The organism is Variovorax sp. KK3, assembly GCF_001984055.1.
In the GTDB taxonomy this organism is placed as follows: domain Bacteria; phylum Pseudomonadota; class Gammaproteobacteria; order Burkholderiales; family Burkholderiaceae_C; genus Variovorax.
This window is the reverse complement of record NZ_LYVO01000114.1, coordinates 1-15,737: the sequence shown is the minus strand read 5'-3', so window position 1 is coordinate 15,737 and position 15,737 is coordinate 1. Positions and strand designations below refer to the sequence as shown.

15 protein-coding genes are annotated in these 15,737 nt (G+C 66.3%); 4 read left to right on the top strand and 11 right to left on the bottom strand.

All coding sequences use genetic code 11. The annotated features are described in order from the left end of the window. Positions 1-157: 157 nt before the first annotated feature. Complete coding sequence (locus B0W80_RS31655; RefSeq protein ID WP_077003122.1) at positions 158-751, top strand: rhomboid family intramembrane serine protease; 594 nt, start codon at positions 158-160, stop codon at positions 749-751. On the opposite strand, the gene fahA is transcribed toward B0W80_RS31655, so the two are convergent. From fahA to B0W80_RS31630, 5 genes are all read right to left on the bottom strand, one after another. Continuing rightward, on the bottom strand, positions 752-2,044 hold the full coding sequence (gene fahA, locus B0W80_RS31650; RefSeq protein WP_077003121.1) for a fumarylacetoacetase: 1,293 nt from the start codon (positions 2,042-2,044) through the stop codon (positions 752-754). A gap of 4 nt (positions 2,045-2,048) precedes the next feature. Then, the gene (hppD, locus tag B0W80_RS31645; RefSeq protein WP_077003120.1) at positions 2,049-3,125 is read right to left on the bottom strand and encodes a 4-hydroxyphenylpyruvate dioxygenase; all 1,077 of its coding nucleotides are present in this window, start codon (positions 3,123-3,125) and stop codon (positions 2,049-2,051) included. 46 nt (positions 3,126-3,171) lie between these two features. Beyond that, positions 3,172-4,146, bottom strand: coding sequence for a tripartite tricarboxylate transporter substrate binding protein (locus B0W80_RS31640; protein ID WP_077003119.1), 975 nt, complete (start codon positions 4,144-4,146; stop codon positions 3,172-3,174). Positions 4,147-4,216: 70 nt separating this feature from the next. After that, positions 4,217-5,371, bottom strand: a complete 1,155-nt coding sequence (locus B0W80_RS31635) for a CaiB/BaiF CoA-transferase family protein (protein ID WP_077003118.1) — start codon at positions 5,369-5,371, stop codon at positions 4,217-4,219. A gap of 40 nt (positions 5,372-5,411) precedes the next feature. After that, entirely contained in the window at positions 5,412-6,365 is a 954-nt protein-coding gene (locus B0W80_RS31630) for a hydroxymethylglutaryl-CoA lyase (protein ID WP_077003117.1), read from the bottom strand. Between the two features lie 119 nt (positions 6,366-6,484). Here B0W80_RS31630 and B0W80_RS31625 point away from each other — a divergent pair, with 119 nt between their 5' ends. Then, positions 6,485-7,429 (top strand): LysR family transcriptional regulator, encoded by a 945-nt coding sequence (locus tag B0W80_RS31625; protein ID WP_077003116.1) that lies wholly within the window; start codon positions 6,485-6,487, stop codon positions 7,427-7,429. A gap of 71 nt (positions 7,430-7,500) precedes the next feature. Here the strand turns inward: B0W80_RS31625 and B0W80_RS31620 are convergent, their stop codons facing one another. Then, positions 7,501-7,701 (bottom strand): hypothetical protein, encoded by a 201-nt coding sequence (locus B0W80_RS31620; RefSeq protein WP_077003115.1) that lies wholly within the window; start codon positions 7,699-7,701, stop codon positions 7,501-7,503. Positions 7,702-7,889: 188 nt separating this feature from the next. On the opposite strand from B0W80_RS31620, the gene B0W80_RS31615 reads away from it, so the two are divergent. Beyond that, positions 7,890-8,771 (top strand): AraC family transcriptional regulator, encoded by an 882-nt coding sequence (locus tag B0W80_RS31615; protein WP_077003114.1) that lies wholly within the window; start codon positions 7,890-7,892, stop codon positions 8,769-8,771. A gap of 233 nt (positions 8,772-9,004) precedes the next feature. Beyond that, on the top strand, positions 9,005-9,976 hold the full coding sequence (locus B0W80_RS31610; RefSeq protein ID WP_083745764.1) for a zinc-dependent alcohol dehydrogenase family protein: 972 nt from the start codon (positions 9,005-9,007) through the stop codon (positions 9,974-9,976). Between the two features lie 116 nt (positions 9,977-10,092). On the opposite strand, the gene B0W80_RS31605 is transcribed toward B0W80_RS31610, so the two are convergent. From B0W80_RS31605 to B0W80_RS31585, 5 genes are all read right to left on the bottom strand, one after another. Then, positions 10,093-11,079 (bottom strand): tripartite tricarboxylate transporter substrate binding protein, encoded by a 987-nt coding sequence (locus tag B0W80_RS31605; RefSeq protein ID WP_077003112.1) that lies wholly within the window; start codon positions 11,077-11,079, stop codon positions 10,093-10,095. Next, positions 11,067-12,170 (bottom strand): NAD-dependent epimerase/dehydratase family protein, encoded by a 1,104-nt coding sequence (locus B0W80_RS31600; protein ID WP_077003111.1) that lies wholly within the window; start codon positions 12,168-12,170, stop codon positions 11,067-11,069. Before B0W80_RS31600 ends, B0W80_RS31605 begins: the two co-directional genes overlap by 13 nt. Further along, positions 12,167-13,561: a CaiB/BaiF CoA-transferase family protein gene (locus B0W80_RS31595; protein WP_083745763.1), complete on the bottom strand. Its 1,395-nt coding sequence runs from the start codon at positions 13,559-13,561 to the stop codon at positions 12,167-12,169. The genes B0W80_RS31600 and B0W80_RS31595 overlap by 4 nt, the downstream gene beginning before the upstream one ends. Next, positions 13,533-14,813, bottom strand: a complete 1,281-nt coding sequence (locus tag B0W80_RS31590) for an acetyl-CoA hydrolase/transferase family protein (RefSeq protein WP_077003110.1) — start codon at positions 14,811-14,813, stop codon at positions 13,533-13,535. Before B0W80_RS31590 ends, B0W80_RS31595 begins: the two co-directional genes overlap by 29 nt. Positions 14,814-14,881: 68 nt before the next feature. After that, positions 14,882-15,737: response regulator transcription factor (locus tag B0W80_RS31585; RefSeq protein ID WP_218668975.1), on the bottom strand; the 856-nt coding region annotated here is incomplete at its 5' end.

The following is a 15,737-nucleotide window of genomic DNA, read 5'->3' as shown; positions in this document are numbered from 1 at the left end:
CTTCTGTTTGCATGTGATCTTCTCCAGACGGGCCTGGAGTGGCGCAGCCGGATTGTGCGCCTGCTTCATGCGGAATCCGTGTCAGCGGTGGCGACGTTTCGAGGCCTCGCGGTGGGCTCGGTCACAATGGCTCATCCCCTAAAAATGCCATCACCGGATGTTTGCACTGCCCCCCGTCATTCAGGCGCTGATCCTCACCAACGTCATCCTGTTCCTGGCCCAGGGCCTGGTGCAAGGGCTCACCGGTTTACTCGCGCTGTGGCCGCTCGGCTCGGGCGCCTTCTGGCCGTGGCAGCTGGTGACCTATGCCTTCCTTCACGGTGGCATTTCGCACCTGGTGTTCAACATGCTGGGCCTGTGGATGTTCGGTGCCGACCTCGAACGCGTGTGGGGCGGCAAGCGTCTGCTGGTGCTTTACTTCGTCAGCGTGCTCGGCGCCGCCGCGGCGCAACTCGCGGTGGCGGCCTACAGCGGCAGCGTGTATCCCACCGTCGGCGCTTCGGGCGGTCTGTTCGGCATCCTCGTGGCCTTCGCCATGATGTTCCCGACGCGCAAGATCGTGCCGCTGATCCCACCCATTCCCATGCCCGCGCCGGTGTTCGTCGCCTTGTACGGCGGCCTGGAGCTGCTGTTCGGCGTGACCGGCACCTTCGCCGGCGTGGCGCACTTCGCCCACCTGGGCGGGCTGGTGGCCGGCTGGCTGCTCGTGCGCTTCTGGTACGGCAAGCCGCCCTTCGGGCGTCGGCGCTAGCTACCGGGCCGCGAGCGCAGATCGCGCCGGCAGCACGGTCGCGCGGCATTCGCCGAAGCCGATCGAGCGATAGCCCTCGCGCTCGCAGACGCCGCGCAGCATCACCGTGTCGCCGTCTTCGAGGAAGGTGCGCGTCTCGCCGTTCGACAGGCGAATCGGCCGCTTGCCGCCATCGCTGAGTTCCATCAGCGATCCGCCCTGGTCGGCCGCCGGACCCGACAACGTGCCGGTGCCGAAGAGATCGCCCACCCGCAGGTTGCAGCCGTTGACGGTGTGGTGCGCGACCATCTGCGCCACGGTCCAGTAGGCGTCGGCATAGTTGGAGCGCGCGAGCCGTTCGCCCGGCGACCCCGCCTTTCGCATCGCATCGGTCTGCAGCCAGGCTTCGAGCACGATGTCGAAGGCGCCGCGTTCGCGGTTGTGGGGCGAGTCGAGGTAGGGCAGCGGCGCCGGGTCGCCCGCGGCGCGCGAGAAGGGACTGCGGAAGGGTTCGAGCGCTTCCAGCGTCACGACCCACGGCGACAGCGTGCTCGCGAAGTTCTTCGACAGGAAGGGGCCGAGGGGCTGGTACTCCCAGCCCTGGATGTCGCGTGCGCTCCAGTCGTTGAAGAGCCCCAGGCCGAACACGTGGTCTTCGGCCTGCGCGATCGAAATCGGCTCGCCCAGCAGGTTGGGCCGCGAGATGAAGACGCCGAGTTCGAGCTCGTAATCGAGCCGGCGGCAGGCGCCGAATTCCGGCGCGCCCTGCGCGTCCTGCGGCTTGGTCTGGCCCACGGGCCGCAGGAAGTCGTGGCCGCTGGCCAGGATCGACGACGCGCGCCCGTGGTAGCCGATCGGCACCCACTTGTAGTTGGGCAGCAGCGGGTTGTCGGGCCGGAACTGCCGGCCCACCGTGGTGGCGTGGTGGATGCTCGTGTAGAAGTCGGTGTAGTCGCCGATTTCACAGGGCAGGCCCAGCTGCACCTCCGCCTGCGGCACCAGAGCCTCGCGGCAGGCGGACTCGGTCGCGCTGCCGGTGCGCAAGGCATGCGAGATGCCTTCGCGCAGCACGCGGCGCGCATCGCGCGGCAACCGCATGAGCTGGTTCATCTGCGTGTTGCGCAGCAGCCCGGCGCGGCGCAGGTCGAGCACCTGGTCGCCGATCGCCACGCCGATGCTCCAGTCGCCGTCTTCGTCGCGCCGGAAGCGGCCGAAGGGCAGGTTCTGGATCGGGAATTCGGTGGCGGGGTCGTTGGCGGATTCGACCCAGCTCGTGAGCGCGGCGTCGTGCGTGGCGTCGATCGGCGAAGCCATGGTGTCAGTCCGTCTGCAGCACGCCGCGCCGCACCTGGTCGCGCTCGATCGATTCGAAGAGCGCCTTGAAGTTGCCTTCGCCGAAGCCGTCGTCGCCCGCGCGCTGGATGAACTCAAAGAACACCGGCCCGAGCTGCGTCTCCGAGAAGATCTGCAGCAGCAGCCGCGTCTTGCCGCCCTCGGTCGAGCCGTCGAGCAGGATGCCGCGCGCCTGCAGCTCCGGCACTGGCTGGCCGTGGCCGGGCAGGCGCTTTTCTAGCATCTCGTAGTAGATGTCGTTGGGCGAGGTCATGAGCGGCACGCCGGCCATCTGCAGCGAATCGACCGTGGCGACCAGGTCGTCGGTGAGCAGCGCGATGTGCTGGATGCCTTCGCCGTTGAAGGCCATCAGGTATTCCTCGATCTGCCCCGACCCCTTGGCCGACTCTTCGTTGAGCGGGATGCGGATCTTGCCGTCGGGCGCCGTCATCGCCTTCGACGTGAGGCCGGTGTACTCGCCCTGGATGTCGAAGTAGCGGATCTCCCTGAAGTTGAAGAGGCGCTCGTAGAAACCCGCCCAGAAGGCCATGCGGCCGCGGTACACGTTGTGCGTGAGGTGGTCGATGATCTTCAGGCCGTGGCCCGCGGGATGGCGGTTCGCGCCGTCGACCCATTCGAAGTCGATGTCGTAGATCGACCGGCCTTCGTCGAAGCGGTCGATCAGGTAGAGCGGTGCGCCGCCGATGCCCTTGATGGCGGGCAGGCGCAACTCCATCGGCCCGGTGGGAATGTCGACCGGCTGCGCGCCCAGGTCCAGCGCGCGCTGGTAGGCCAGGTGCGCATCCTTGACGCGAAAGGCCATGCCGCAGGCCGAGGGGCCGTGCTCGGCCGCGAAGTAGGCCGCCTGGCTCCTGGGCTCGCGGTTCACCACGAAGTTGATGTCGCCCTGGCGGTACAGCGACACGTCTTTCGACCGATGGCGCGCCACCTCCTCGAAGCCGAGCGCCTTGAACACGGGTTCGAGCACGCCGGGTGTCGGCGATGCGAACTCGACGAATTCGAAGCCCTGCAGGCCCATGGGATTGTCGAAGAGGTCTGTCATGGCAAGGCTCCTGCTGTCTTCCTGCTGTCGTTGCTGATCTGCTTCGTCAATCCAGCGTCACGTTGGCCTTCTTGGCCAGTGCCGCGTAACGCGCCGCTTCGGTCTTGAAGAACTTCGCTGCGTCTTCGGGCGATGTCGGCTTGATCACGTTGCCCTGCTTGTTCATGGCCTCGACGACGTCGGGGCTCTGGAAGGCTTTGACGGTCGCGTCGTGGATGCGCTTGACATCGGCGGCCTGCATTTTGGCCGGTCCGACCAAGGCGAACCAGCCCTCGACATCGTAGTCGGGCAGGCCTTGTTCCGCGATGGTGGGAATGTCCGGCGCCGCGGGCGAGCGCTTGCCGCTGCACAGGCCGATGGCGGTGACGGCGCCGCTCTTGATGTGCTGCTGGATGGCCGGCAGCGCGACCACGCCGAACTGCACCTGGCCTGCGATCAGGTCCGTCACCATGGGGCCGGTGCCCTTGTAGGGGATGTGGCGCGCCTTGACCGCGGCTTGCTCCAGGAAGAGTTCGCCGGCCAGGTGGATGATGGTGCCGTTGCCCGACGAGGCGTAGTTGTAGTCGTCCGGTTTGGCCTTCAGCAAGGCGACCAGTTCCTTGACGTTCTTCGCGGGCATGCTCTTGCCTGCCACCAGCACCAGCGGCGTCGCGCCGATCACGCTGATGGGCGTGAAGTCGGCGACCGCATCGAAGGGCATCTTCTTGTAGACGGCCGGGTTGATGACGTGGTTGTTGGAGAAAAGGCCCAGCGTCAGCCCGTCGGGCGCTGCCTTGGCCACGGCCGATGCGCCCGTGATGCCGCCGGCACCCGGCAGGTTCTCGATCACCACGGGCTGGTTGAAGCTCTTGCCGAGCGCCGGTGCCGCGGCGCGGGCGATGGTGTCCACGCCCGAGCCCGCGCTGATGGGCAGCACGATGCGCACGGGCTTGTCGGATTGGGCGAAGGCGGGCAGGGCGACGCTCGCGAGCGTGGCGGCGCCGAAGCCGAGCAGGGTGCGGCGATGGATGCGGGTGTTCATGGGGTGTCTCCTGAAGTCGTGATGTTGTGATTGATTGATTGCTTGCTTGCTCGAATGCGCGAAGGTGGGCTCAGGCCGGTCGCCGCGACGGCAGCCGCGAAAGAATCTCTTCGTTGTGCTCGCCCGCCTTCGGCAGCGGCGAACGCACGCCCGGACGGCGGCCGCCCATCAGCAGCGGCAGCAGCACCACGTCGGTGACGCCGCCGTCGTCGGTGGTCATCTCGACCAGGCCGCCGCTCTGCTTCAGGTGCGGGTCTTCGACGAGTTGTTCCGGCCGCATGATCGGCGCGTAGGGAATGCCTGCCGCTTCCAGCCGGGGCGAGAGTTCGTCCACGCGGTGGTTGACGAGGATCTCGCCGAGCATTGCCAGCAGTTGCGGACGCACCGCCACGCGTGACGCGTTGTCGCCGAAGCCAGGGTGCTCCAGCAGGTCGGGCCGCTCCAGCACCTTGCACAGCGTGACGAACTGCTTGTCGCTCACCGCGCCGATGAAGAGCTGCTCGTTGTCCGCCAGGGTGAACACGTCGTACACGCTCCAGGCCGACACGCGCGAGGGCATGGGCGGCGGCGGCTCGCCGGTCATCAGGTACTGCTGCATGTGCTGCGACGACAGGAACACGCAGTTTTCGAACAGCGCGCTCTGGATCTCCTGGCCCTTGCCGGTGGCGTCGCGCTCGCGCAGCGCCGCCAGCACGCCGATGGCGCCGAACATGCCGCCCATGATGTCGTTGACCGAGGTGCCGGCGCGCAGCGGGCGGCCGACCGGACCGGTCATGTACGAGAGGCCGCCCATCATCTGCACCACCTCGTCGAGGGCCAGGCGGTTCTCGTAGGGGCCGGGCAGGAAGCCCTTGTGCGTCACGTAGATGAGGCGCGGGTTCGTCTTCGACAGCGTCTCGTGGTCCAGGCCTAGCTTCTGCATCAGGCCGGGACGAAAGTTCTCGAGCACCACGTCGCATTCGGCGATCAGCTCGGTCGCGGTGGCGCGGCCTTCGTCGGTCGTGATGTCGAGCACCACGCTCTTCTTGTTGCGGTTGAAGCTGCGGAAGAAGCCGATGCCCAGGCCCGGCAGCTTGCGCGTCTTGTCGCCGCCGGGCGGCTCGATCTTGATGACCTCGGCGCCCAGGTCGGCCAGGATCATCCCGCAGGTCGGGCCCATGACCATGTGGGTGAATTCGACGACGCGGACGCCGGCGAGGGGGAGGGGGTTGTCTTGGGCGTTCATGCGTGGCTTTCGGTGCGTTCGGTGCGTTCTGGGCAAGGGGTCAGTGGGACAGCGCGACGTCGCGCGCGAAGGTCTTCGGCAGCCCGGCCTGCCATAGCGAGCCGTGCAGCGTCTCGCCCGAAAGCCAGCCGGCCACGCGCTGGCGCAGTGCCAACAGCGCATCGATGTCGACGCCAGTCGCGACGCCCATGCTGCCCAGCATGTAGGCCAGGTCTTCGGTGGAGACGTTGCCGCTGGCGCCCGGCGCATGCGGGCAGCCGCCGATGCCGGCCAGGCAGGCGTCGAAGCGGTTCACGCCCACTTCGAGCGCTGCGTACACATTGGCGAGGCCGAGGCCGCGCGTGTCGTGGAAATGGCCGCACCAGAAGCGATCGCCGGCGATCTTCTGCGCGTCTTCGAAGAGGTCGCGCACCATCGCCGGATCGGCGTAGCCGACCGTGTCGGCCAGGCTCACGCGGTCGGCGCCGGCGTCGAGCAGGGCCTGCATCAGGCGCAGGACTTCACTCTTGTCGACCTGGCCCTGGATCGTGCAGCCGAAAGCTGTGCCCACACCGCCTTCGATCAGCGTCTTCGAGCCCGCCGCATCGCGGGCTGCGCGAATGCGCGCCACCTCGGCCACCACCTCGTCGGGCGTCTTGCGCAGGTTGGCCAGGCTGTGGGCATGGCTGGCCGACAGCGGAACGATCATCAGGTCGGCACCGGCCGCGATGGCGCTCTCGCCGCCGCGCAGGTTGGGCACGAGCACCGAGACGAAGAGGCCGGGCAGGGTCTTCGCGAAATCCACCAGCTCGGCCGTGTCGGCAAGCTGCGGCAGCAGGCGTGCCGGCACGAAGGAGCCGACTTCGATCTCGCGCTGGCCGGCCGCGTGTGCGGCGCGAATCCATTCGCGCTTGTGCTCGGTGGGCAGGACGGTGGCGATGCTCTGCAGGCCGTCGCGCAGGCCGACTTCGCGGATCACGGCCTGCGCAGGCAGGCGGGAAGAGTGGGGCGTCATGTTGTCTCCGTTGGCGGCAGCTGCACCAGAGCGTTGCCGATGGGGAGACTTTAGGGATTCCCGCTCGATCGCTGAAGCGGTAAATTGCCATGCCTGACGTTCCGAACCGGAAGCCCGCGATGCACGACCTGGACCTGACCACGCTTCGCCTGTTCGTCGCTGTCTGCGAGACGCGCAACATCGCCCGCGCCGCCGAGCGCCACAACATCGTGGCCTCGGCCATCAGCAAGCGCATCGCGCAGTTGGAAGGCGTGGTCGGCAATCGGCTGGTCGAGCGCAAGCGGCGCGGCGTGGTGCCCACCGGCGCCGGCGAAATATTGCTGGAACATGCCCGCGCCATGCTGGCGGGGCAGGACCGCGTGGCGCGCGACATGGCCGCCTACGGCCAGGGCATCAAGGGGCAGGTGCGGGTGTTGGCCAGCGTGTCGTCGATCGCCGAGTTCCTGCCCGACGACATCGCCGATTTTTTGCAGCTGCCCGCGCATCGCGACATCCGCGTCGACATCGAAGAGGCGTTGAGCCGCGACCTGGTGCGCGGCGTGCGCGAAGGCCTGGCGCCGGTCGGCGTTTGCTGGGACGCGGCCGACCTGGGGGGCCTGCAGACGCGGCCCTACCGCAGCGACCAGCTCGCCATCGTCGCGCACCCGTCGCATCCGCTCGCCAAGCGCAAACGCTGCAGCTTCGAGCAGGCCCTGGACTACGACCATGTGGGCCTGCCGGCCAGCACGGCGGTGCACACCATGCTCGGGCGCGCGGCGGCCATCATCGGCCGACCGCTGAGCTATCGCGCGGTGGTCACCACCTTCGATGCCAGCATGCGCTGCGTGCGCGCGCAGCTCGGCATCGCGGTGGTGCCGCAAGAAGTGGCCGAGCCGATGGCCACCACCTACGGGCTGCGCGTGCTGCCGCTCACCGACCGCTGGGCGCGGCGCAGCTTCGCGGTGTGCTTCCACGACGAGCGGCAGCTGTCGCCGGCAGCAAGGTTGCTGGTGGCGCATCTGGCGGGGCGGGCGAAGGCGGGGCGTGGAGTCGCCCGCGCGCCGCAACGCTCCAGGACGAGATAGCGGACGAAATCTCGAGCCTTGCGTGGATGTGCTCGACGATCCAACCTGCAAGGGCTGCTTCGCGCCGCAGCCTAAAAGTTCGCCATGGTTGTGGTGCTGTATCCGGTCAGCCGGCCGCCTTGTGTCGCCTCCGTGCCGCGCGCTTTTCTCGTCGAAAAGAGCAGTGTCGCGCCTGCTATGCCCAGGAGGCCGAACAGCGACCAGATGCCGAATGCGTAGACCAAGCCAATCGGCATGAGCAAAGAAGAAATGAGGAAGAGCAGTCTGAGCATGAGCTGAGTTTGCGCCCGGGACAACGTTCGTGGTCGTGAAGAAGTGCACGTCGCGAACGCAAATCGGCCGAACGCGGCACGAGCGCAAGTGAGAGGTCCGCTTTTACAGGATGCGAACGCAATTCCGGGCAACTGTGGGCCCAATAAATGATCGCGGCGCCTGGGCGGTGCGTCCAAAGCAGAATCTCATGCGTATGTCGAAGCCATCTGAACTTCCTGAGAACGTGCCTGTGATAGAGCTGTCCACTCGTTGCTGGAACGGCATGAATGTCAGTCTGACCGAATACACCTGCACGGGCAGAGTGCTCTTCCATATGAAAAAAAATCAGGAGTCGGCCCGGCTCGGCGCTCAACTCGATTACGTTGGACGGGGCCGCGCCGAGCCCAGGTCGGCGCCCGACATACCGAATCCAGACGTCTACAGGCCTCGGCCCATCTATTTCGCGCCCGCCGAGATGGAACTGTGGGGGCATTCCAGAGATGCACGCTATCTCAGATGCGGCCTGATCAGCTTCGACGTCAACGTGGTCCAGGAGCGTCTTGGAATACCGGAATCAATGGGACGGTTCGCCGCTCCTCGGCTCCGCTTCTCCGACGACCGGTTGTGGACGCTGATCAAGTTGCTGACCGACGCGATTGACGACTCCGATCCCACCGCCCAGTTGTACGGCGATTCGCTGACGGCGGCCATCGCGGCAAGGCTTTTCGAACGACCGAAAGAGGTCAAAGGAAACGAGTGCGGGCTGTCGGCGATTCAGCTCAAAGACGCCATGAGCTATCTCGAGGCGAAGCTGCCGGCAAGAGTGGAGCTTGCCACGCTCGTGAAACTGGCCGGGTTGTCAGTGTCGTATTACAGCCGTGCTTTCAAGACGTCGACGGGGCTGGCGCCGTATCAATGGCAGCTGCGGGCTCGTGTCGAGCGAGCCAAGGAACTGCTCATGAACACCAATCTGTGTCTGGAGGACATTGCTGACGCAACCGGCTTTGCGGACGCAGTCCACTTCGGTCGGAAGTTCCGAAAGATGACCGGCGCTACTCCCGGTGCCTGGCGGTTGGACCGGCTGACGTAGGACGCCCGCAAGAGCGAATCGTGCTGTTGCCGGCAGGAACGATCAGTGACTGCGCCGGATCGCGTAGGCAACATCGTCCTCATTCAACGCCCATTGCTGCCGAGTCTCGGCTTGTCGAGCAAGAGCAGCGCAGGTGGTGCCTTCTTATGTCATCGAATGGGAATGACCGATCTCGGCCAGCCAGCCTTTCGGATCACATGTTCCATTCCTGTCCCTCGCCGAGAGATACCGAAATGAAAGCGATCGTTCTCAAGAAATTTGGTGGCCCTGATAGCTTCGAGCTGCAGGACGTGGCAATTCCTGAAGTGGGCAACGGCGAGTTGCTGGTGCGCGTGATCGCCACGGCCATCAACCCGCTCGACTACCAGATTCGCCGGGGCGACTATCCGGAATATGTGCCTCTACCCGCCATCATCGGCCATGACGTGTCTGGGGTGGTCGAAAAGGTGGGCTACGGTGTGACGGGCTTCCAGGCGGGCGACGAAGTGTTCTACACGCCCAAGATCTTCGGCCCCAAGGGCGGGTCCTACGCCCAGTACAACGTCGTGCCGGAGGCGTTGGCGACCCGCAAGCCTGCGAACCTGACGCACGAAGAAGCGGCCTCCACGACCCTCGTCGGGGGAACAGCCTGGGAGGCCCTCGTGACGCGGGCGAGGTTGCATCCGGCCGAGTCCGTACTGATCCACGGCGGTGCCGGTGGCGTGGGTTCCATCGCGATTCAACTGGCCAAGGCGATGGGCGCCACTGTGTACACGACTTGCAGAGGGCGTGATCAGGCCTTCGTTCGCGAGCTGGGTGCAGACCACACCATCGACTTCACGAGCCAGGACTACATCAAGGAGATTGCCGACATGACCGGGAAGAAGGGCGTGAACGTGGTATTCGACACCATCGGAGCGATGACCCTGAGCCAGTCGCCGCATGTCCTCAGCGACGCGGGCCGTGTCGTGTCGATCGTCGACCTGGCCACGCCCCAGAATCTTGTCGCGGCGTGGGGCGTGAACGCCGAATACCACTTCGTCTTCACCCGACAGAACCGGGGTAAATTGCAGGCGCTCAAGACGCTGCTTGAGAGCGGTCGCATCCGCCCGGTCATCGGCGCCAAGTTTCCGCTGGCCCGGATCCCGGAAGCCCACACCGCGTTGGAGCGAGGTGAGGTCAATGGCGAGCCGTTCCACGGAAAAGTGGTGATCTCGGTTTCCTGATCGAAGCACGCCCGGCGCGTGTCCCGGCCAGAGCGCCCGAAGTCGATGCGGCTGAAAAAGCCGCGCGACTGAACGTCGACTATGACGATGCGCTGGCGGGCCGTGCAGCCATGGCGTCACTCCGGCTTGATCTTCAGGGTCTTGAACAGGTCTTGCCAGAGGGCCGTCTCCTCTCGAATGTCCTTGGCGAACGACTCTGGCGACGACGCCGGAACCGAGGCTGTGAGCTTGACCTCGACCTCCTTGCGAAAAGGCTCGTCCTCGAAGATGGCATTCACATCGTCGCTGACGCGGCGGACCACGGCGTCGGGCGCGCCTTTGGGCAAGAAGAAGCCGACCCACAACTGCGGCAGGTAGCCGCGGTAGCCCATGGCCTCCTGAAGCGTCGGCACGTCGGGCAGGCCTGGGTAGCGCTGCGTGCTGATGGCTGCGAGCGGAACAATGGCGCCGTTGGCGAAGAAGGGCTTGACCGACGCCGGGTTGTTGACGATGAACTGCGCATCGTTGCGCACCAGGGACAGGTTGGCGTCGTTGACGTTGCTGAAGTTCACGGCCGAATACTGCATGTCCAGCTGTTGGTTCAGGATGGCATATGTGAGGTTGAAGGCGGCGGTCGGCCCTAATCCAGCAAGGAAGATGCCCTTGCCGCCCTTCTTGCTCAGGTTGACGAGGTCCTTCAGCGTCGGCGCCTGCTTGGCGGTCTCGCCGTTGGTCGCTATCACCAGCTGGTAGTTGAGCACTCTGCGCACGGGCACCAGGTCGGTCAGCGGGTCAAAGCGCAGGCCCTTCTGCGTGTACTTGGGCAGGATGGAGCTCTGCGAGCCCAGCAGCAGAGTGTGGCCGTCGGTGGTGCGCACAACGTACTCGGTGCCTACTGCGCCACTGGCGCCGGGCTTGTTCTCCACGATCACGGGCTGCTTCCAGCGCTGCTCCAGCTTGGGCGCCATCAGACGCGCCAGCGTGTCGCCTGATGATCCCGCGCCGATCGCCAACACGATGCGCACAGGCTTGCTGGGCCAGTCCTGCGCGGCGGCACCTGCGCTCGCCAGCTGCAGGACTGCGATGGCCAGCGCCGTCTTCAGCCCCGGGTTCAGGTAAGGCATGTCGTCGCCTCCGCCCCAGCCTCGCCCGAAACCTTGGGGTGCGCGTAAGGGTGTTGGTACCGCACACCCGCGAACGGCAGCTCCGCGGCGCACGCATTCATCTCGGCGAGCAGCGCGATGAACGCGTCCTCTGCCGCGTAGTCGAACGGGTCGCCGATCTGCTGTTCGGCCGTGATCCCGAGGGGGTGCGCGAGGTAGTGCTCGACGGTGCGCTTGATGCCTTCCTCGAAGCTGACGAGGTCGGTGTAGCCGAGCTCCCTGCGGATCTTGCTGCTGTCGATCAGCAGGTGGTGCGTCGTGGGCGGGAGACCGGTCTTGGTGAAGTTGAGGTCCCGGTTGGCGCCCCAGAAGTAGGCAGGTCGGCCCATTTCGGGGGTGAAGTTCGCGAGTTCGACCTCGACGCCCATCTTTTGCGCGATGGTTCGCACGAGGGTAGCGTCGGATGGCGTGTACGCGTCCGCAACGTTGTAGATCTGCCCCGACGAGGCTTCGGGTTGATCGACGCAAAGCAGGATCGCGTGCGCGGCGTTCTCGACGTAGGCCTTGCTCTCCAGGGTCAGGCCGCCGTTGATGACGGGCACGTGGGTGCGTCCGTCGCGGATGCGGCGGATGATGCTCCACTCGCGGGGTGCGAGCTGGCGGGGGCCGTACAGGCAGGGATAGCGCAGATGGGTGATGTCGTAGCGTCCGGCCGAATGGGCGTCCATGAGGATCCTCTCGGTCTGCACGATCTTCTCGCTGAGCTTGTGGCCGGTTTTTCGGGGGCCGTCCTCGGCGGAGGGACGCGCCAGGTTGTCGCCATAGGCCGCGCCCCCGACCGTGATCAGACGTTCGCTCACACCGGCCAGCGCTTCGACGAAGAGCCGCAGGCGACCGTAGGTCGCCACGACGAGGTCGTAGCGGTGACCCTTGAGCGCCTCGGTCAGGCCATCGGAGAAATTGGGATCGGTGTGTATGTGCGGCACGTCGTCGGGCAGGTCGATCTCATGCCGCCCCGTGTGCAGGATGGTGGTCTGATAGCCGCGCTGCCGCAGCCCGTTGACGATGAACGGGCCGGTGGGGCCGGTGCCGCCGATGACAAGTGCCTTCATGATGTTGCCTTGGTGTGATTTCGCCGTGGGGTCAGTGCTTCTCGGGCGATGCCCGTGTTCGTGAGGGACGCGATCTCCGCCGCATCGAATCCGGCTTCGCGCAGGATCTCGGTGGTGTGCTCCCCGAGCGCGGGTGCGTAGCCGCGGGGGCCGGTGAGCGCCTCCGCGAACCGGATCGGGTTGTTGGGCACGCGGTACGCGCCGTGGATCGGGTGGTTGAGCGTGGCAAGGGACTCATTGGCGATCACCTGCGGATCCTCGACCGCGTCTTCGAGCGCGTGGATCGGACCGCAGGGCACGCCGGCGGCTTCGATCTCTGCGAGCCAGTAGCCGGCTGGCTGCGTTGCGAAGATCGCCTCGAGTCGACTGCACAACTGCGCGCGATGGGTGACGCGGCCGGTGTTCGAGGCGAAACGCGGATCATGGAAGTCGCCGTAGCGATCGAGAAGCGGCAGCATCTTCTGCCAGAACTTGTCGTTCATGCAGGCAAGGACGAAGTGCTTGCCATCAGAGCCCAGGAACGGCTGGTAAGGCACCAGCTGCGGGTGGCCGCCGCCCTGGCGGCGGAACGCGACGCAGGTCTTGTCGTACACCGTCAGGTAGTTCGCGAAGCTGGCGATCATTCCGTCGAGCAGGTTGACCATGACCTTGTCGCCGTGGCCTGTCCGGTCGCGTAGCCGCAGCGCGGCGCAGACTCCGAAGCCCAGCAGGTAGGAGGCGACGAAGTCGGCGATCGGCACGCCGACCTTCACCGGGCCGCCGTCGATCTCGCCGGTGACGCCCATGATCCCGCTCATGGCCTGCGCCAGGATGTCCATGCCGGGCAGGTGCGCACGCGGGCCTGCTTCACCGAATGCGGTGATGGAGCAATAGATGAGTCGGTCGTTGATCTTGCGCAGTGACTCGTAGTCCATCCCCATGCGCCGCACGGCGTCGGGCCTGAACGCGACAGCAAACACGTCGGCTTCCTTGAGGAGCCGCGTGAGCACCTCGAAGCCGCGTTCGCTCCTGAGGTTCAGCGCAATGGAGCGCTTGCTGCGGTTCACGCCGAAGAAGTAGGCGCTCTCGCCTTCGCCGAATGCGTCGTCGACGTAGCGGAAAGTGTCTCCCTCGAGCGGCTCGACCTTGATGACGTCTGCGCCCAGATCGCCCAGGAGAGAGGTGCAGTAGGGGCCGGCACCCACCTGGGTGAGATCGACGACGCGAACGCCGCTCAAAGGCAATGTGCCGCTGTCGGGACTTCTGGCGAAAAGAAGGTCGTGTGTCGGGTCGGGCATGTCGTGGCCTGCCGGGTTGGGCATCGCGGACTCCTCGTGGTGCTGATGTGGGGTGCGGCCAGTGCGCCTGGTACGCGGTATGGGATCAGGATCGACGCGCCGCGCACAGCGCATCGCGATGCTCGGGGGCGGCGATCTCGATCAGGCGTCCCGCGCGTTCTGCGGCGGTGGTGCCCTGCAGGTCGGCGACACCGTATTCGGTGATCACCATGTCGATGTCGCTCTGCAACGAGGTGACCGGTCCGCTGAGTGCGGACACGATCTGGGGAGCGCCCGTGGGGCTGCGAGCCGGCATCGCGACGATCGCGAGGCCTGATGACGCCATGCGGGTCGCGCGGAAGGTGTCGACCTGGCTGCCGAGCGCACCGATGTACTTGCCGCCGGCGACTTCGGAATTGACCTGCCCAAGCAGGTCGACCTCGAGGGCAGAGTTCACGGCAATGTAGGGATCACAGGACGATACGGCCTCCGATGCGGTCAGATCGGTGATGGGCATGAAACGAATTCGGTCGTGCCGTGCGACGAAGTCGTAGAGCGAGTGGCTGCCCAGTGCCATGCCCGCGATGCATGCATCCTCTGCATCGGCCAATGCCCCTGCGGCGTCGAGATCGAGGAGCCAGTCTCCGACGAGGCCGGATCGCACGCGCAGCTCGCGGTGCTCGCAGAGCGCCCGCCCGATCGCTGTCGCTAGTGCACCGATGCCGAGCTGGACGGAGGCGCCGTCGGGCACGACGGATGCGACGTTGCGCGCGATCGCCCAGTCGATGTCCGTGGGTGCGCGTGCAGGGGTTCCCTCCAGCGCTCGGTCTGTCGTGAACGAAGCAGTGATCTGTGTGTGGTGCAGTCGCCACCTCGAGCGGGTGGCGGGCATGTTGTCGTTGATCTCGGCGATGACGATGGGACCGGCGCGGACAACGGATCCCGTCGCTGCCGCTGCCGGAGCCCGTTGCGCGGCCTTCGCGACGTAGTCGACGGAGGTGCCGAAGCTGTGATACCCATCCGCGTCCGCAGGGGCGAGTTGCAGCAGGATCACGTCCGGCTGGAACGCGCCAGTGGTGACGAGACGCTCGAAGTGGCTGTAGTGATTGGGCAGGATGTCGATCTCACCCGAACGTGCCAAGCCACGCATTGGGCCGTGCGCGGAGTAGGTCGCTACCCGCAACTTGCTGCGCGTCACGCGCTTCCAATCGTCCGAGAGCGCATATCCGCACACCACCGTGAGATCCGAGATTTCTTGCGATGCGTCGATGAGCTGCGCGACGAGTTCGTGCGGCTCGGCGGCCGCCTGGCCGACCAGTACGGTGTCGTGTGGTCGCAAGTAGTCGGCCAGCGAAATCGCGCATGAGGTCGGCGTCGGTGTGGTCATGGACGCCACGTTATCCAGGCGTGTGCCCGCGCGCGAGGGGAGAAATACGTGAATCGCTCCCCGTTGCCTCAATCAGGTATTCGCTGGCGTTTGGCGACCCATGAGGCCACCTTGGCGCGGGACCGGAAACCGAGCTTGGCGAGGATCCGCTCCACATGCCCTTCGGCGGTGCGCTGGGCGATGAAGAGTCGGTCCGCGATCTGCCGGTTGCTGAGCCCCTCGGCGATCAGCGCTGCGACTTCAGCCTCGCGGCGTGTGAGATTCTCTGCAACGAGCGCCCCGGCGGTGTCGGCCTTTCGACGTGCGGATGGTTCTATCGGGGCGAGGTCGGGCGGGAGCGCACCTTCAGGTTCAGGAGCGTCGCCGACGGCAAAGCGAGCCGCCTCGGCCACCGAGAACGCCGCACCGTGGTCGAATGCGGCGCGGTAGCGCGCCTCGCCGAGTGCATGTCGGATCTGGTCGTCGATGGTGTCGGTGCCGAGACTGCGTACGACGGCCTGAGGGAACGGCGCTGCGGCTCCGCGCCACGCTGCCTGCGCGGCACCCTTCAGGGTCGCCGCACGCGTGACCTCCCCGAGTGCGGCGGCCGTCAACGCCAGGCCTTCGCAGCACATGGCAATGCCCTCCACGAAGCCTCGGGCTTCGTAGAGGGGCAGTGCCTCACGCAGACGGGCCGAGGCGAGCTGCTGATCGCCGGCGCGCCAGAGGCAGAGGCCGGCGATCCAAAGGCCGCTCGCGATGCGGTAGGGGGATCCGTGCTCTTGCGCCAGGGCAAGAGACGCCCGGGCGAACTCGGTGGCCCTGTCGTCGCGCATGCCAAGTGCGGTAACCGCTGCACGGTATAGCGCGTCGCAGGCGCCTGCGAGGTTTCCCGAGGCGGTGCAGCGGTCGACCGCTGCCTCGGACAGCCGCAGAGTGCGAGCG